Genomic DNA, 15,497 nt, shown 5'->3' with positions numbered 1-15,497 from the left:
TGTCTGCGCCTACCGGTGCCCCAAGCCCCACATGAAGTAGGCGCCGCCCAGCAGCGAGGCCACCAGGCCAGCGGGAATCTCCGCGGGGAACAGCAGCTGGCGGCCCAGCCAGTCGGCCAGCACCATCAGCAGGGCGCCGATCAGCGCGGCCCCGAGCAGCTGCGCCCGTGCCCGGGAGAAGCCCGCCAGCCGGGCCATGTGGGGCGCCAGCAGGCCGACAAAGGAGAGCGGCCCCACCACCAGGGTGGCGCAGGCGGTCAGCAGGGCGACCAGCAGCAGCAGTGCCAGCCGGGCCCGCTCGACCCGCACTCCCAGCGCCGCGGCCGTGGCGGCCCCCAGCGGCAGGATATCCAGCCAGCGGGCGAAGGGGCCTGTCGCCAGGGCCAGCGCCACGGCAAGGCCCGCCACCAGCGTCGCGCTGACGGGATCGACGTAGTAGGTGGAGCCCGAGAGCCAGGCGATCACCTGCTGGCCGCGGGGATCGCCGCCGGCCAGCACGATGGCGCGCACCGCATCGAACAGCGCGGTGATCGCCACGCCGCTGAGCAGCAGCCGTTCGGGCACGAAGCCGCTGCGCCGATTGAGCAGCACCAGCACGGCGAGGCTGGCCAGCGCCCCCAGGGTGCCGGCGGCGACCAGGGTCAGGTTGCCAGGGGCGGGCAGCAGGAAGAGGGCAGCCATCAAGGCGATGGCGCTGCCGCCACTGATGCCCAGTACCTCGGGGCTGGCCATGGGGTTGGCGGTGAGGCGCTGGATCAGGGTGCCAGCGATGGCCAGCATCACCCCGCTGGCGGCGGCGGCCAGCAGCCGCGGCCAGCGCCATGCCAGCACCGCCTCCTCAACAGTGGTGTACCAGCCGCCGGCCGCCTGGCCCAGCAGCAGGGCGATGAGAGTGGCGGCCATGAGTCCCAGGGCCAGCCCCGCGGCCAGGCGTCCGGGGGCGGGGTGGCGCGGGGCCAGAGCGGTGGCTGCGCCGGGTGGGCGGGCGGCCTCCAGGCGCAGCCGGGGAATCAGCCACAGCAGCAGCGGTGCACCCAGGGCGGCGGTGGCGGCCCCGGTGGGGATCAGGGTCGGCAGGGTACCGGCGAAGCGCTGCAGCAGCAGGTCGGTGGTGGCCAGCAGCAGGGCGCCGAGCAGCGTCGACCAGAGGAGACGCGGCCCCAGCCGGCGCGCACCGGCCAGGCGCACGATATTGGGCGCCGCCAGGCCGATGAAGCCGATCACCCCCACCACGCTGACCACGCAGGCGGTCAGGAAGACCGCCAGCCCCAGCCCCACCAGACGCAGGTGCTTCAACGACACGCCGAGGCTCCTGGCGCTGGCGTCGTCGAGTTCTAGCACCGCCAGCGGACGCAGCAGCAGCCAGGCCGCCAGGCCGCCCAGCAGCAGGCGCGGGGCCAGGAAGGCGGCGTCATGCCAGCCGTTCTGGGAAAGCGACCCGGCGCCCCAGATCAGCAGCCCCTTGAGGGTCTCCTGGTGGAACAGCAGCAGCACCATGCCCAGGGCTCCGGCGTAGAGGTTCACCACCAGTCCGGCGAGGACCACCACCGCAGGCGAAAGCCCGCGGCGCCAGGTCAGGGCGAAGACCAGCGCCATGGCTCCGGCGCCGCCCGCCAGGGCCACCCATTCGCGCCCGGCCAGCAGCAGGCCGGGGGCGAGCAGGGTGGCGGCCATCAGCGCCAGGTTGGCGCCGCTGGCCACCCCCAGGGTGGTGGGCGCGGCCAGCGGGTTGCGCAGGACCTGCTGCATCAGCACCCCGGCCAGGGCCAGGCCGCCGCCGGCCAGCAGCGCCATGGCCAGTCGCGGCCACCAGCTGTAGTGGCGCACCAGCGACTCGGCGCTCGCCGGCATCACCGTCGTCAGGGCGTGCAGGCCATCGAGCAGCCCCTCCTCGGCGAGCGAGCCGAGCACCAGGGCTAGCAGCGACAGCCCCGGCAGGAGGCAGACGAGGGCAGGGGCGTGGCGGCGGGTGGCCTCAGTCGTCATGGGATACCTCCTCCAGGGCGGCCACCAGATGCTCGGCGAAGCGTATCGCCGAGGGCAGGGCGCCGAAGCTCCACACTGGGGGCAGGGTGATCAGGCTGTCATTGCGCACGCTGGGCTGCTGCTGCCAGAGGCCGCTGTCGGCCAGTGCCGCCTCGACGCCCACCGGATAGGGCTCCACCACCACCAGCCGTGCCTCCAGGCCGGCCAGCTGCTCCAGGCCGACCAGCGAGAAGCCCCAGGCGTTGGTCTCGCCGCGCCAGGCGTTCTCCAGCCCCAGGCGGGCCATCACGGCCTGGTAGAGGCCCCCCTCACCGAATACCCGGACATGGCGCTCGTCCATGAACTGCACCACCAGCAGCGGCGGCACCCGCTCGGGAAGCCGCTGCCGCAGGGCCGCCAGTCGCGCCTCCGTCTCGGCGATCAGTCGTTCGGCGGCCGCTTCCCGCTCGGCCAGGCGGCCCACCTGGTGGGTCAGCTCGTGCAGCTGGGGCCAGGTCTCGCGGCCCGGAGTATAGAGCGGCACTGTTGCCACCGGGGCGATGTGCGAAAGCCGCGGCGCCAGATTGGCGAACATCGGTGAGATCAGGATGTGATCGGGTGCTAGGTTCGCCAGCAGCTCCAGGTTGGGCTGGCTGCGCAGGCCGAGATCGACGGCCGCCTCGGGCAGGTGCGGCGCGCCGACCCAGGCATGGTAGGCCTCGACCTGGGCGACCCCGACCGGTGTCACGCCCAGCGCCACCAATGTCTCGGCCAGGGTCCAGTCGAGGGTGGCGATGGCCGGCTGGGCCAGGGCGCGAGGTGACGCTGCCAGGCCCAGGGCCAGCAGCAGGGCGAGGAGAGCGCGGCGATGCCACCAGGCAGGTGATCCCGCAGCGGTCACGGCAGTGCACAGGGAAGAGACGATCATCGGGGCGTGGGATTTCGAGGCTAGAGTGGGGGAGTCGCGGCCATGGGAGCGTCAGGCATGAACCAGGGCGACGGGATGGTGGCCGACGGGGTGTGGCAGCACTCGCATGGGGATGCCGTAGATGGCCTCTAGGGTGGCCTCGTTCATCAGCTCGGCCGGCGACCCTTGCGTCAGCACGCGCCCGCCGTGCAGGGCGACCAGGTGGTCGCAGTAGCGCGCCGCCATGTTGACGTCGTGCAGCACGATGACCACGCCGAGCCCCAGGGTCTGGCTGAGCTCGCGGATCAGCGCCAGCACCTCCACCTGGTGGGCGATGTCCAGCGCGGCGAGGGGTTCGTCGAGCAGCAGGAAATCGCTGCCCTGGGCCAGCAGCATGGCCAGCCAGACCCGCTGGCGTTCGCCACCGGAGAGGGTGTCGACCAGGCGGTCGGCGAAGGCCTCGGTGTGGGTGGCAGCGATGGCGCGGTCTATGGCCGCCCCGTCCTCGCGGGTGTGCCGCCCCAGCAGGCCGCGCCAGGGATAGCGGCCCATGGCCACCAGCTCGCGGCCAAGCAGGTTCTCGGTGGCGGGCACCTGCTGGGGCAGGTAGGCCACCCGGCGGGCGAACTCGCGATGCCCCCAGCGGGAGAGTGGGCGACCGGCGAAGTACAGCTGACCCCGGCTCGCCGGCTGCTGGCGGGCCAGCAGCTTGAGCAGGGTCGACTTGCCCGAGCCGTTGTGGCCGATCAGTCCATGCACTCGGCCGCCCTTCAGGGTAAGGTCGGTGGCGCCAAGCAGCTGCCGTCCGTGAACCTCGAAGGTGGCAGCGCGGATCTCGAACATGCAGTGTTTCCTATGAGTTGATCAGAATGCGACGTGGAAAGAGGCAGTAACGCTGCGTTCGGCGCCGAAGTAGCAGAAGTTCAGGTCGTAGCAGGAGGCCACGTACGTCTCGTCGAGCAGGTTGCTGACGTTGAGGCGTGCGCTCATGCCGTCGAGGCCCAGGCGGCTCAGGTCATAGCCCAGGGTGGCGTCGACCAGGGTGGTGTCCGGCACCCGCTGGGTGTTGGCGTCGTCGGCATGGATACCGGCGTGATGGCGCACGCCGAGTCCCGCGTCCAGGCCGGCCAGGCCGCCGGACTGGGCGGTATAGTGGCCCCAGACCGCGAGCTGGTGGCGTGGCACCTGGTGGCTGCGATTGCCCTGGCTGGCGTCGCCGGTCTTCTCCAGGGTCACGTCGGTGTAGCCGTAGGCGGCCTGCAGCGAGAGGGCGTCGGTCAACTGATGGTGCGCCTCCAGTTCGACGCCGCGGGACTGGATCTCGCCGGTGGCCCGATAGAAGGTCTCGTTGGGCCGCTTGGCGGAGACGTTCTCCTGGGTGATATCGAAGAGGGCGAGGCTGTAGCGGTTGCGCGTCCCCGGGGGCTGGTACTTCAGGCCCAGTTCCCACTGTTCGCCCTCAGTGGGGGCCAGCAGGTCGCCGTCCTGGTCGGTGGTGCTGTTGGGGCTGAAGGAGGTGGAGTAGCTGGCATAGGGCGCCAGGCCGTTATCGTACGCATAGAGCAGGCCGGCGCGGCCGCTGACCTGGGTGTCGTCCAGCACGCTTTGGGTGCCGCTCACCGGGTCGCTGTTGGTGATATCCACCCAGTCGTGGCGCAGGCCGAGGTTGGCTCGCCAGTTGCCGAAGGCCAGCTGATCCTGGAGGTAGAGGCCGGTCTGCTCCAGCTCGCGGCGCTGGCGTACCTCCGGGAACATCATGCTGGGCCCGGCGCCGTACTGGGGATCGAAGGCGTCGATGGCGGGGAAGGCCCCGGAGGTCCAGGTGACGTCGTTGTTGCGTCGCTGATGGTCCAGGCCCAGCAGCAGGGTGTGATCCACGCCGCCGGTGGCCAGGCGCGCCTCCAGCTGGTTATCCACGGTCAGGGCATCGAGGGACTCTTCGCCGCCGGAGAAGTAGCGGTTGAGCTCGGTTTGCGAGGCCCAGCCGTAGGCGTAGACCTGGGCCAGCTCCACCTCGGTCTCGGTATAGCGCAGCCGTTGGCGGGCGCTCAGGCCGTCATGGAAGCGATGCTCGAACTCATAGCCGACCATGAGCTGGTCGCGCTCGAATGTCTCGAAGGCCTCCTCGCCCTCGAAGAAGGTGTTGGCGATGCGGCGGCCGTTACGGTCCACCATCGTGCCCTCGAAGGGCAGGCCGGCATGGTAGCCTCCCTCCGGCTCACGCTGCAGGTAGGCGTGGAGGGTCAGGCTGGTGGCGTCGCTGATGTCCCAGCTGAGCTGGGGGGCGATGGCGTAGCGCCGCTCCTCCACCGGGCCGAACTGGGTATCGGCGGCCCGGGCCAGGCCGGTGAGGCGGAAGGCCAGGCGGCGCTCGGCGTCCAGCGGGCCGGTGACGTCGAAGGCGGCACCGCGCTGGGCATTGTTGCCCAGGCGCAGGCGCAGCTCGCCGCTGGACTCGAACTCCGGGCGGCGACTGGTCTGGGCCACCAGGCCCCCCGGGGAGGCGCGGCCATAGAGCACCGAGGCCGGCCCCTTGACCACTTCGATACGCTCCAGGAACCAGGGATCGATCACCAGCGAACTGAAGGAGCCGCCGTCGCTCATCACCTTGAGGCCATCGAGGAAGGTGTTGTTGATGCTGCCGTCGGCGAAGCCGCGCAGCACTAGGTAGTCGTAGCGGTTGGAGGCGCCGATCTGGTTGGTGAAGACGCCGGGGGTATAGTCGGCGGCGCGCTGGACGCTCTCGGCGCCACGGGTCTCCCAGTTCACTCGCTCGACCACCGAGATCGTCTGAGGCGTCTCGATAAAGGGCGTCTCGGTCTTGGTGGCGGCGCTGGCGGTGACCGTCAGGGTCTCCAGGGCCTCGTCGGCCAGGAGCGGGTTGGACAGGGAGATGGAGGCCAGGGCAGTGGCGAGGGTCAGGGGATGCAAGCGGGGCATGGATCACTCTCGGACGATAGATTTGCAAGTGAGAATTGTTCCACTTATTCGCTCCGGTGAGTTATGCGTGCCGCGCAAGGGGTTATGGGCGAGTGCCAGCCTGCTTCAAGGGCGGGAACTCGACAGGCTCCCAGGGGAAACGCCATAGGTGCGGCGGAAAGCGGTGATGAAGTTACTGGCGTGGCGATAGCCGCTCAGATGGGCGACCTGCTGGACGCCATACCCGCCGAGCAGCAGCTCCCGAGCCCGGGCCAGACGCCGGCGGCGCAGGTAGTTGATGGGCGAGCAGCCATAGGCGGCGCGGAAGCGGCGTGCCAGGGTGCTGGGGCTTATGGCGGCCAGGCTCGCCAGAGCCGCCAGGTCATGTTCCCGCTCGGGATGCTCCTCGAGCAGGCGGCGGACCGCCTCCAGGCGTCTGGCCGGCGCCGCGGTGGCCGTGGCTGGCAGACGTTCCGGAGCGGGAGGAGTGAGCCCCTGGGCCAGCAGCTGCAGCGCCAGACCCTGGAAGAAGAGACGGCGTGCCTGGCCGGAGAGGCCGCTGCGGTAGCCCTGCTCCAGGGTCAGAGCCAGGGCGTTGGGCAGCGACCAGGCGTACGGAGCCGCCGGGGGGAGCGAGCCGCACCACTGGCCCAGGGCCTCATCGCTCATTGCCAGGCTGAGGGTGCGCAGGCGCTGGTCGGCAGGCTGATGGGTACCGAGTACCTGACGGTCGTCGAGACACAGGGTGTAGGCCTCGCCGGCGGTCAGCCAGCGCTCCCTGCCCGCCAGCCCCAGGCGTACCCGACCCTCCAGCACCGCCACGATCAGCAGTGCCGCCTGGCCTCGGGAGCGAGACGCATAGGGCTGGATCACCTTCAGGTCGGAGAGCACCAGCTCGGCCCCCGCCGTCAGCGTGACCTCTTCCACCCGGCCCTGGGCAATGGGCAGCCGGGCGGCGCGCTCCGGCTGGCCGGGCGCCACCGGAAAGCGGTAGTCGATCTGGTAGCGGCGACCGTAGCCGAGGAAGTCGGCGACGGTGTGGCGGCGGGTCGGAAACATGGCCTGTCACCTGCGCCTATGGCCTAGGCCGTCGACAGCTCAGCGGGCAGTTACCGCAGACGCCGAGCTCCTCGATCAAATAGCGTATGCAGCACAGGCGACGCACCCGCCGCAGGCTTCCGTCATCACGCTCGACGTAGCGCACCGGCCGGTAGAGCGGGTTGCGACGTCCGTCTGGCAGCGTGCGTCTTTCCACCAGCGCCCTGGCGGGTTCCGCGACGCCCGGCGCGGCCATGGGGTGGTCGGCCAGGGCGCCGGCGAAGTGCTCGAAGTAGTTGCCGGCATTGCTCCAGAACACCTTCGGGGAGGCACCGGTGGCCGCGGCCAGGGCCTCGATCAGCGGTTCCAGATGACCATCGAGCAGGGTAGCGAAGCGCCGACAGGGGTCGAGGTCGGTCAGGGGGCGGCCGGCATGGCGCAGCGCCAGGCCGGTGGTCTGCCCTTCGGGAGACTGCTCGAGGTGCAGCTCGTCGAGCCCCAGCGGTAAGTCGCGCTCAAGTAGCAGGTTGGCGGCCAGGCAGTGGGCCGCCAGGGCGCTGAAGTGCCACTTGGACCATAGCGAGGCCACGGCGCGGCGGTCGCCATGACCGTAGCGGGCGCCGAAGCGCGTGAGCAGCGCGCCCAGCGAGGTTGGATCGATCAGCTGTCGGGCCGGCATGCCGAGGTGGGGTGACAGGGGAGTGACCGCCGGCGGGGCAAGGTGCTGCAATGGGCCGATGTAGAGCTTGGCCAGGGAGGAGGGCATGGCGAGACCACTGGATTCGCGGAAAGCTCTATTATACAAATAATAATCATTATCAAAAGTGTCGGTGTGCGCCATGCCCAGCGCGGTATAGGTGCGCCGCAGCGACTACCCCCTCACCAGCACCGTATCCAGGCTCACCGGCACCTCGTCGCCGATTCGCTCGTAGCCGAGCAGCCGCATCACCGAACGCAGCGTCGGGTCGGCCATCAGCTCGCGGCCGTCCAGCGCCACCCGCTCGGCGTTGGTGACCCGCACCCGCTCAGGCGATTCCCGAGTGAAGCGCACCGCCAGGGGCTCGGTTCGGGAGCTGTTGCCGGACTGCACCGAGAGCATCAGCACCTCCACCAGGGAGTCGCCCACGGCCAGCCGCTCCAGGCGCTCCGGCGGGAAGCGAGTGGTGAGCGTGGCCATGGGCCTCTCGGTGAAGCCCGAGAGCCAGGGCGGCAGGGGCCCCATGCGCTCAATCACGTCGCTCTGGGCCAGCCGCAGCGGCAGCACCAGGGTGCCGTCCGCCTCGGCGACGCCGGTGAGCCGGCGCACCTCGTGCTGGCGGGGGATGGGGCCCTCGGGGGCGAGCTGCACCACGGTGGCGGCGACCCGCGACTGGGCCGGGTCGAGCTCCCAGGCGGCGGCGGGCAGAGCCAGCAGCAGAATGAGGAGGGTAGGGCCAAGCACTGGCAGGCTGGCAATAGAGCGACGTGGCACCGGCGTATCTCCTGAAGGGGCGGGCCCATGAAAGACCGCGGCAACCGGGGAAGGTGCCGCGGACCGCAGGGGAGACCGATCGGGCTATGGTCAGCTCCCCTGCCATTCGCTATCATACGCCGGCGCGTTCGCGCATCCTTCGCTGAAAGGGCCTATAGCTCAGTTGGTTAGAGCAGGGGACTCATAATCCCTTGGTCGCAGGTTCAAGTCCTGCTGGGCCCACCACAAACCAGGCATATGCGCTTGGCCTCCCTTTTGCTTCACTGTCCTCCACTTTACCTGCCCATACAAGACTGTGGCTGATCAGCAGCTGTGGTGACGGGGCTTTATGGCACGATAGGGTAGGCAGGCTACCTATGCGGGCTCTCCCCATCACGGTCCAACCACAGTAGGATGGCATCGGCCTTCCTGGCGGTTTTTATCCCGCTGGCAAGTGTGCTGCGGCTATATCCGTGAGCCAAGAAGGCTGAGTTCAGGCCATGAAAGGAACCCATGACACGATGCTGGTTTACAACGCCACCAAGCAGCAGTTCATCGACGATGTGCGAGCCAACGCCATCGTCGACGCCATTGAAAACGAGGTGGCGCGAAGGCTGAACCGCAACTCGCCGCCTAGTGAGGTGAATGCTTGGGAATGCTCTCTTCGCTTCATGATGAGCGCTTTGCTAGACGAAGCGATTCCCGCATCGGCAGGCGTAGCCATCGAATACAATATTCCGCTGACCAATCGTCGCGTGGACTTCATACTGACCGGCAAGAACCACCAGCGTGACGATGCCGCGGTCATTGTGGAACTGAAGCAGTGGCAGTCCGTCGAGGTAACGAAGAAGGATGCCATCGTGCGTACCCGGCTGGGCGGCGGAGTTCGCGAGACCAACCACCCGTCTTATCAGGCCTGGTCCTATGGCGCGCTGATCGAGGACTACAACGAGACGGTGCGCTCCGAGTCAATTCGCCTGGTGCCCTGCGCCTACCTGCACAACATGAAGCAGGGGGACGCCATCAATGATCCCTTCTATGAGCACCACACGCGCCGTGCCCCAGTCTTTATCTCGCAGGATGCCTTGAAGCTCTCCGAGTTTCTGAGCCAGCACATCAAGTACGGCGACAGCAACGACATCATGTATCGCATCGAGCACGGTGTGATCAAGCCGAGCAAGAACCTGGCGGATGCCCTGGCCTCGATGATGCAGGGCAACGCCGAGTTCCTGATGATCGATGACCAGAAGCTCGTCCATGAGACCGCCCTTGATCTTGCGCATCGCGCAGGCAGCGGCAATAAGCAGTGCCTGATCGTCAAGGGTGGGCCAGGTACCGGCAAGTCGGTGGTGGCCATCAACTTGCTGGTGGAGCTGACGAAGCGCGAGATGATGACCCAGTACGTCTCGCGCAACTCGGCCCCTCGGGAGGTCTTCAAGAAGAAGCTGACCGGCACGCGCAAGAAGACCCACATCGACAACCTGTTCAAGGGCTCGGGCAGCTACGTCAACGCGAAGCCGGATACCTTCCATGCACTTATCGTCGATGAGGCGCACCGCCTGAACGAGAAGTCGGGCATGTATCAGAACCTGGGGGAGAGCCAGGTCAAGGAGGTGATCGCCGCGTCACGCTTCTCGATCTTCTTTATCGATGAAGCGCAGCGCGTGACGCTGAAGGATGTGGGGACGGTTGAGGAGATCCGGCGGCGAGCGGCTGAGTGCGGCGCCGATGTCCAGGAGCTTGAGCTGGCCTCGCAGTTTCGCTGCAACGGCTCGGACGGCTATCTGGCCTGGCTCGATCACGCCCTTCAGGTTCGGACCACGGCCAATACCGACCTGGAGCACATCGACTACGACTTCCAGGTGTTCGATGACCCGAGCGCCATGCGCCGGGCGATCCTCGAGAAGAACCGCAAGGCCAACAAGGCACGCATGGTAGCGGGCTACTGCTGGCCCTGGACGAGCAAGAAGGACAAGCAAGCCATGGACATCGTGTTTCCCGAACATGGCTTCGCGGCCCAGTGGAACCTCGACGACGACGGCATGCTGTGGGCCATCGCCGAGGACTCTGTGGAACAGGTCGGCTGCATCCACACCTGCCAAGGGCTCGAGTTCGACTACGTCGGCGTCATCATCGGCGACGACTTCGTGATTCGTGACGGCCGCGTGGTGACAGACGCGGCCAAGCGGGCAGGGCAGGACCGTTCCGTGCATGGCTACAAGAAAATGCTCAAGGAGCAGCCCGGGCATGCCCGTGCCGCGGCCGACCAGATCATCAAGAACACCTATCGCACGCTGATGACGCGGGGCCAGAAGGGCTGCTACGTCTATGCCACGGACCCCGAGACCCGGGAGTACTTTGCCGCCTTTGCTCGAGCTCAAGCGGCGACCGAGCAGCTGGACGCGGGTCAGGAAGGCGAGAGGCTGGATGGCTTGCACCTTCCCATCGTGACGCGTGACGAGGCAGCGCCGTTCGAACGCCATGTACCCGTCTACGACCTGCGCATCGCCGCCGGCGAATTCAGCGAGATGCAGGTCGCCGAAGCTGAGCGCTGGGTCGAGCTGCCGGATCATGTACGTATGAGCTCCGACCTTTTCGTCAGCCGGGTGGTAGGGGAGTCGATGAATCGGCGCATTCCCAACGGTGCCTGGTGCCTGTTCCGCGCCAATCCCGGCGGTACCCGGCAGGGCAAGGTTGTAGTGGTACAGCATCGCGCCATCGAGGACCCGGACCACGGCGGTAGCTTCACGGTCAAGCTGTACCAGAGCGAAAAGGTCGAGGAGTACGGCGAGCTCGTGAACCAGCGCGTCGTGCTCAAGCCTCAGACCAACGCCTTCGGCTACAAGGATATCGTGCTTGAGGACGAGCTTGAGGAGCTGAAGGTCATCGGCGAATTTCTCTCTGTGCTCTGAGCGAGCGGGCGGCCGGATGGTCGCCTATGCCGATACCGGCTGGATAGCGAGCGGGAGAGCAGGCATGCTCACCGCTATCCGATACCGCAGAACCAGGTGACCCCTAGATGTCAGACCCGTTCAAGCAACTCCGCGACGCCATGGACCAGTTCGCCGTCGAGCGCGACTGGGATCAGTTCCACTCGCCCAAGAACCTGGCCATGGCGCTGACGGTGGAGGCAGCCGAGCTGCAGGAGTGTTTCCAGTGGCTGACCGAGGCGCAGTCCAGGGAGCTGGATGAGCAGCAACTCGCCGCCGTGCGTGACGAAATAGCCGATGTTCAGCTCTATCTGATCCGGCTGGCGGGCAAGCTGGACGTGGATATCGAAGCGGCATGCCGGATGAAGATGGAGAAGAATGCGAAGAAATATCCCGCCGACCAAGTGAAGGGAAGTGCGAAAAAGTACACGCACTATCAGGGGTGACGTGATGTGTGGCCGCTTCCCTCTGCCGTGACTTCCCCTGCCCACGATATCTGACGGCCTCGACCTGCCATGGGTGCGGGGGCGTGCCATTCTCCCGGATCAGCGCTGCTGGTGTCGGCTCCTGCGGCCCGGCAGGGGCTCTGGTTCCGGCTCGCGACGCTCTTGTGGCCTGGTGCCGCAGAGGAGCATGGCCTCGTCCAGGCTGGTGGCTACCGCATCCCAGGGCAGCGGCGAGCCGGCGAGGTGGCAGTGGTAGAGAGCGTCGTCGTCGATCTCGACACGATGGATGTCGTTGCCCTGATCGTCTTGCCACCAGTCGGCGTGGATATGCTGCCAATGGGGGGTGAGCGGGGCGCCAAAGGAGATATTCATATGGCTGTCCCTCCTTGAGCACGAGGCTGGACGTGAAGGATGACGACTTCGCGAAAGGGGTGCCAGGCCTGATGCATCATCGGCCCCTCCCTGCTGCTCGAAGTGCCAGGGGGCTTGCGGCTCTCTGTGATGCTGGCGGGTCAGGGTGGTGACGCGCCGTCGGCATGCTCCCCTTATGCCTCAGGCTAGTTGAGAAACGACGTTTGTAAATACTGTTAACATTTGATCTTTCTCTGTAGTCATCTCACCTGAGGGACAGTAGAAACCTGGGTCATGCTCGAATAACGCCCCCCTGATCCAGCGCAACTGGTTTGTGATGCCGCGGTGCGATACTACCGCCCCGCAGGTTTACACCCCGTCATGTCAGAGGAGACGCAGATCATGTCCCGGCGTACTCGCCCTGATCTCAGCACGGCCATGCAGCGCCTGATCCGGGAGGTACGCACGCAGGTGCCCTTCGATATGCCGGAGGCGAGCCTCTGTCGGGGGCCCTGCAAGGGGTGCTCGAAGAAGCTGCTGGAATTCCTCGATACCGAACTCGAGGAGTGGGAAGGCCGGCTCGAGGAGGGCGAGGTACCCCGCTTCGGCGACCTGACGCGGCTGGAGAGGCTCGCCCGCAAGGTCGTGGCGGCCCTTCGCAAGAACGGCCTGATCGCTACCGTCTGAGACCCGCCGAGGCTTGCGACATGCGGTTCAGGCCCGCTGGCTTCACACGAACTGCCGCCACAGCGCGGCTGCCAGTACCCCGCCGGCGATGGCCGGCAGGGGTTTCCTGAGCGTCAGCATGATCACGGCGGTGGTGAAAAGGGCCAGGCGGGCGGCGTTGTCGCCGGTCACCGCCAGGGGAGCGAGCAGGGCCACCAGTACCGAGCCGGACATGGCGTGGATGAACTGCCGTACCCGGTAGCCGATGGGCACGAAGGACATCACGAAGACACCGCCCCAGCGGGTCGCCAGGGTCACCACCCCCATGGCCAGGATGATGAGAAACACCCCCAGGCCGCCTGTCTCCAGGTTCATTCGCGCTTCCCCCACACCAGACCCACCAGGCCCCCGGCAAGGGCGCCTACCACCACGTGGCTGTTCTCCGGCAAATGGTAGAAGGCGAGCAGGGAGGCGCCGGCGGCTACCGCCCAGATCAGCAGCATCCGCAGGTTCTTCTCGCCGCCCACCACCATGGCGAGCAAAAAGCACCCCATTACCATGTCGAGCCCCAGGCTCGCAGGGTCCTGCACCGCTCCGCCGACGTGCAGGCCCAGCCAGGTGCCGAGCACCCAGAAGCTCCACAGGGCCATGCCGCCGCCCAGCAGCAGCCCCAGCCCGGGCTGGCCGCGGCCGAAGGCCTGCATGGCCATGGCCCAGTTGGCGTCGGAGGCGACCACCATGATGCCGTAGCGCCTGGCCGGCGAGAGCGGCTCCAGCCAGGGGTAGAGGGTGGCGCCCATCAGCAGGTGGCGAGCATTGATGGCAAAGACCGTCACCAGCAGGGTGAAGACGGGAATCTGCGGCCCCCAGAGCTCGAGGGCGGCGAACTGGGAGGCACCGGCGAAGACCAGGGTGCTCATCAGCACGATCTCCAGGTCGCCGAGCCCCACCTGGGTCGCCGCCAGGCCGAAGGCGATGCCGAACACGATCACGAACAGCGAGAGCGGCAGCAGCGTCTTGAACCCTGCCCACACCAGCGCCCTGTCCAGGCGGTATGGGCTCGTTTCCCTGGTCGTCATGTCGTGCTCCCTTGTGCCCGATCGTTCGGCGCTGCCGATACAGTGAATCCGCCAGTTCGCCATGCCCTGCGGAGGGAATCAAGTCGGCCCTTGGCAGTGGGGCTGCGCCCAGGGGGGCCGTCGGCGGGCAAGACGCTAGTCGCTTGCCCCGCCGCTTCCGAACCGGGCCCGATGCTGGCTGGGTGAAAGCCCCGTGTGCTTGATGAACATCTTGCGAAAGGCGCTGGTGTCCTCGTAGCCCACCGTCAGGGCGACCTGTTCCACGCTGTCACGGCGGTTTTCCAGCAGCTCCCTGGCGCGCTGCAGGCGCAGCTGCTGGAGGTATTCGCCGGGGCCGAACCCGGTGGCCTGGCGGAAGCGGCGCATCAGGGTGCGTTCGCCGAGGCCCGCGGTGGCGGCCATCTCGGCGGTGGTCTGGCGGCGGGTGAAATGTGCGTGCAGGTGGTGCTGGAGCCGCAGGATCGCGCGGTCGCCGTGGGCCATCTCGGGAGTAAAGGCGCGGTAGTAGCGCTGCTGGCGCTCGCCGGTGTCGATGACCAGGAAGCGGCCCAGCGACTGCACCACGGAGGGCGGCACGTGGCGTGCAACCAGGTGCAGTCCGAGGTCCATCCAGGCCATGACGCCGCCTGCCGTCACCAGGTCGGCTTCCGGCACCAGCAGCGCATCGGTATCCAGGGCGAGGTGAGGGTAGTGGGCCCGAAACTGTGCCTCGAGCTGCCAGTGGGTGGTGGCCCGGCGCCCTTCGAGCAGGCCGGCCTGGGCGAGAAGGAAGGCGCCCGCGCAGACGGAGCAGACCACCGTGCCGGCGGCGTGCCACTCACGCAGCGTCCGGCAGAGTTCGGGCTGGGCGCTCAGGTAGGCGTCACCCTCCAGGATCGGCGGCACGATGGCGATCTCGGGGCGCACGGTGGGCGTGCTGTCCGTCGGCAGCAGCTCCACGGCAAAGAGCGCCTCGGGTGCTGACTGCAGCTCCTGCAGGATGCGGTTGGCGGTACCAAACAGGTCCTGCAGCCCATAGAGGGCCGATTGGGCGCTGCCCGGCAGGGTCGGGATCGCGATCCGGATGCGGCGGGGCCGCGTGTCATTTATTGCCTGCATTGTGTCACTCCTGCCACCCGACCCCGTGGCCGGGGCCTGCCATGATGCAGTCTCCATTCCCTGAGGAGAACTCCCCATGAGCCAGACCGCCCTGATGATCGTGGACCTGCAGAACGACTACTTCCCCGCCGGCAAGTGGCCGCTGGTGGGCATCGAGCAGGCTGCCGACAATGCCGCCGGCGTGCTCGCCCACTTCCGCGAGCGGTCGCTGCCCATCGTGCATATCCGCCACGAGTTCCCCTCCGAGGAGGCGCCCTTCTTCGTGCCGGGGAGCGAGGGAGCGCGCATCCACGACGCCATGGCGCCGCAGGAGTCCGGAAGCGAAGCCGTGATCCTCAAGAACAACGTCAACGCCTTCCTGGGCACCTCGCTGCACGAACACCTGCAGGAGCGGGGCATCGAGCAGCTGGTGGTCGTCGGCGCCATGAGCCACATGTGCATCGATGCCGCCACCCGGGCCGCCTCGGATCTCGGCTATTCGGTCACGGTGCTGCAGGACGCCTGCGCGACCCAGGACCAGGAGTTCAACGGCCAGACGGTGCCGGCCGCCCAGGTGCACGCGGCCTTCATGGCCGGGCTCGCCTTTGCCTATGCCGAGGTCACCGACACCAGCGGCTGGCTGAAGCGGCAGGGGTAGGGAGCCCCCGG

Annotated in this window: 15 protein-coding genes and 1 tRNA gene; 5 read left to right on the top strand and 11 right to left on the bottom strand. The window is 67.7% G+C overall.

The window, feature by feature from the left end; all coding sequences use genetic code 11:
* Positions 1–9: 9 nt before the first annotated feature.
* From fhuB to ACRYRV_RS04430, 7 genes are all read right to left on the bottom strand, one after another.
* On the bottom strand, positions 10–1,986 hold the full coding sequence (gene fhuB, locus ACRYRV_RS04460; protein ID WP_444985809.1) for a Fe(3+)-hydroxamate ABC transporter permease FhuB: 1,977 nt from the start codon (positions 1,984–1,986) through the stop codon (positions 10–12).
* Complete coding sequence (locus ACRYRV_RS04455; protein ID WP_444985810.1) at positions 1,976–2,866, bottom strand: ABC transporter substrate-binding protein; 891 nt, start codon at positions 2,864–2,866, stop codon at positions 1,976–1,978. Before ACRYRV_RS04455 ends, fhuB begins: the two co-directional genes overlap by 11 nt.
* Positions 2,867–2,944: 78 nt before the next feature.
* Entirely contained in the window at positions 2,945–3,715 is a 771-nt protein-coding gene (locus tag ACRYRV_RS04450; protein WP_444985811.1) for an ABC transporter ATP-binding protein, read from the bottom strand.
* 21 nt (positions 3,716–3,736) lie between these two features.
* Positions 3,737–5,812, bottom strand: a complete 2,076-nt coding sequence (locus tag ACRYRV_RS04445; protein WP_444985812.1) for a TonB-dependent siderophore receptor — start codon at positions 5,810–5,812, stop codon at positions 3,737–3,739.
* Between the two features lie 105 nt (positions 5,813–5,917).
* Entirely contained in the window at positions 5,918–6,850 is a 933-nt protein-coding gene (locus ACRYRV_RS04440; RefSeq protein WP_444985813.1) for a helix-turn-helix domain-containing protein, read from the bottom strand.
* A 16-nt stretch (positions 6,851–6,866) separates the two neighbouring features.
* Complete coding sequence (gene fhuF, locus ACRYRV_RS04435; protein ID WP_444985814.1) at positions 6,867–7,595, bottom strand: siderophore-iron reductase FhuF; 729 nt, start codon at positions 7,593–7,595, stop codon at positions 6,867–6,869.
* 105 nt (positions 7,596–7,700) lie between these two features.
* Complete coding sequence (locus ACRYRV_RS04430) at positions 7,701–8,300, bottom strand: hypothetical protein (protein WP_444985815.1); 600 nt, start codon at positions 8,298–8,300, stop codon at positions 7,701–7,703.
* Between the two features lie 148 nt (positions 8,301–8,448).
* Between ACRYRV_RS04430 and ACRYRV_RS04425 the strand changes: the two genes are divergently transcribed.
* From ACRYRV_RS04425 to ACRYRV_RS04415, 3 genes are all read left to right on the top strand, one after another.
* A tRNA-Ile gene (locus ACRYRV_RS04425) sits at positions 8,449–8,525 on the top strand.
* A 254-nt stretch (positions 8,526–8,779) separates the two neighbouring features.
* A complete protein-coding gene (locus tag ACRYRV_RS04420) occupies positions 8,780–11,191 on the top strand; it encodes a DNA/RNA helicase domain-containing protein (RefSeq protein ID WP_444985816.1) in 2,412 nt (803 codons plus the stop codon).
* A gap of 107 nt (positions 11,192–11,298) precedes the next feature.
* A complete protein-coding gene (locus ACRYRV_RS04415) occupies positions 11,299–11,655 on the top strand; it encodes a nucleotide pyrophosphohydrolase (RefSeq protein WP_444985817.1) in 357 nt (118 codons plus the stop codon).
* A gap of 99 nt (positions 11,656–11,754) precedes the next feature.
* On the opposite strand, the gene ACRYRV_RS04410 is transcribed toward ACRYRV_RS04415, so the two are convergent.
* Complete coding sequence (locus tag ACRYRV_RS04410) at positions 11,755–12,027, bottom strand: hypothetical protein (RefSeq protein ID WP_444985818.1); 273 nt, start codon at positions 12,025–12,027, stop codon at positions 11,755–11,757.
* A gap of 381 nt (positions 12,028–12,408) precedes the next feature.
* Here ACRYRV_RS04410 and ACRYRV_RS04405 point away from each other — a divergent pair, with 381 nt between their 5' ends.
* Positions 12,409–12,693, top strand: coding sequence for a hypothetical protein (locus ACRYRV_RS04405; RefSeq protein WP_444985819.1), 285 nt, complete (start codon positions 12,409–12,411; stop codon positions 12,691–12,693).
* A gap of 42 nt (positions 12,694–12,735) precedes the next feature.
* Here the strand turns inward: ACRYRV_RS04405 and ACRYRV_RS04400 are convergent, their stop codons facing one another.
* From ACRYRV_RS04400 to ACRYRV_RS04390, 3 genes are all read right to left on the bottom strand, one after another.
* The gene (locus ACRYRV_RS04400; protein ID WP_444985820.1) at positions 12,736–13,047 is read right to left on the bottom strand and encodes an AzlD family protein; all 312 of its coding nucleotides are present in this window, start codon (positions 13,045–13,047) and stop codon (positions 12,736–12,738) included.
* Positions 13,044–13,751 carry an AzlC family ABC transporter permease gene (locus ACRYRV_RS04395; RefSeq protein WP_444985821.1) on the bottom strand — a complete coding sequence of 236 codons (708 nt, stop codon included), beginning with the start codon at positions 13,749–13,751 and terminating at the stop codon, positions 13,044–13,046. The genes ACRYRV_RS04400 and ACRYRV_RS04395 overlap by 4 nt, the downstream gene beginning before the upstream one ends.
* A 135-nt stretch (positions 13,752–13,886) precedes the next feature.
* Positions 13,887–14,849, bottom strand: coding sequence for a GlxA family transcriptional regulator (locus ACRYRV_RS04390; RefSeq protein ID WP_309636139.1), 963 nt, complete (start codon positions 14,847–14,849; stop codon positions 13,887–13,889).
* A 76-nt stretch (positions 14,850–14,925) separates the two neighbouring features.
* On the opposite strand from ACRYRV_RS04390, the gene ACRYRV_RS04385 reads away from it, so the two are divergent.
* Entirely contained in the window at positions 14,926–15,486 is a 561-nt protein-coding gene (locus tag ACRYRV_RS04385) for a cysteine hydrolase family protein (RefSeq protein ID WP_444985822.1), read from the top strand.
* Positions 15,487–15,497: the final 11 nt, after the last annotated feature.

The organism is Halomonas mongoliensis (genome assembly GCF_052496345.1).
Note: the sequence above shows the minus strand (reverse complement) of the source record. Positions and strands in the feature narration are given on the sequence as shown.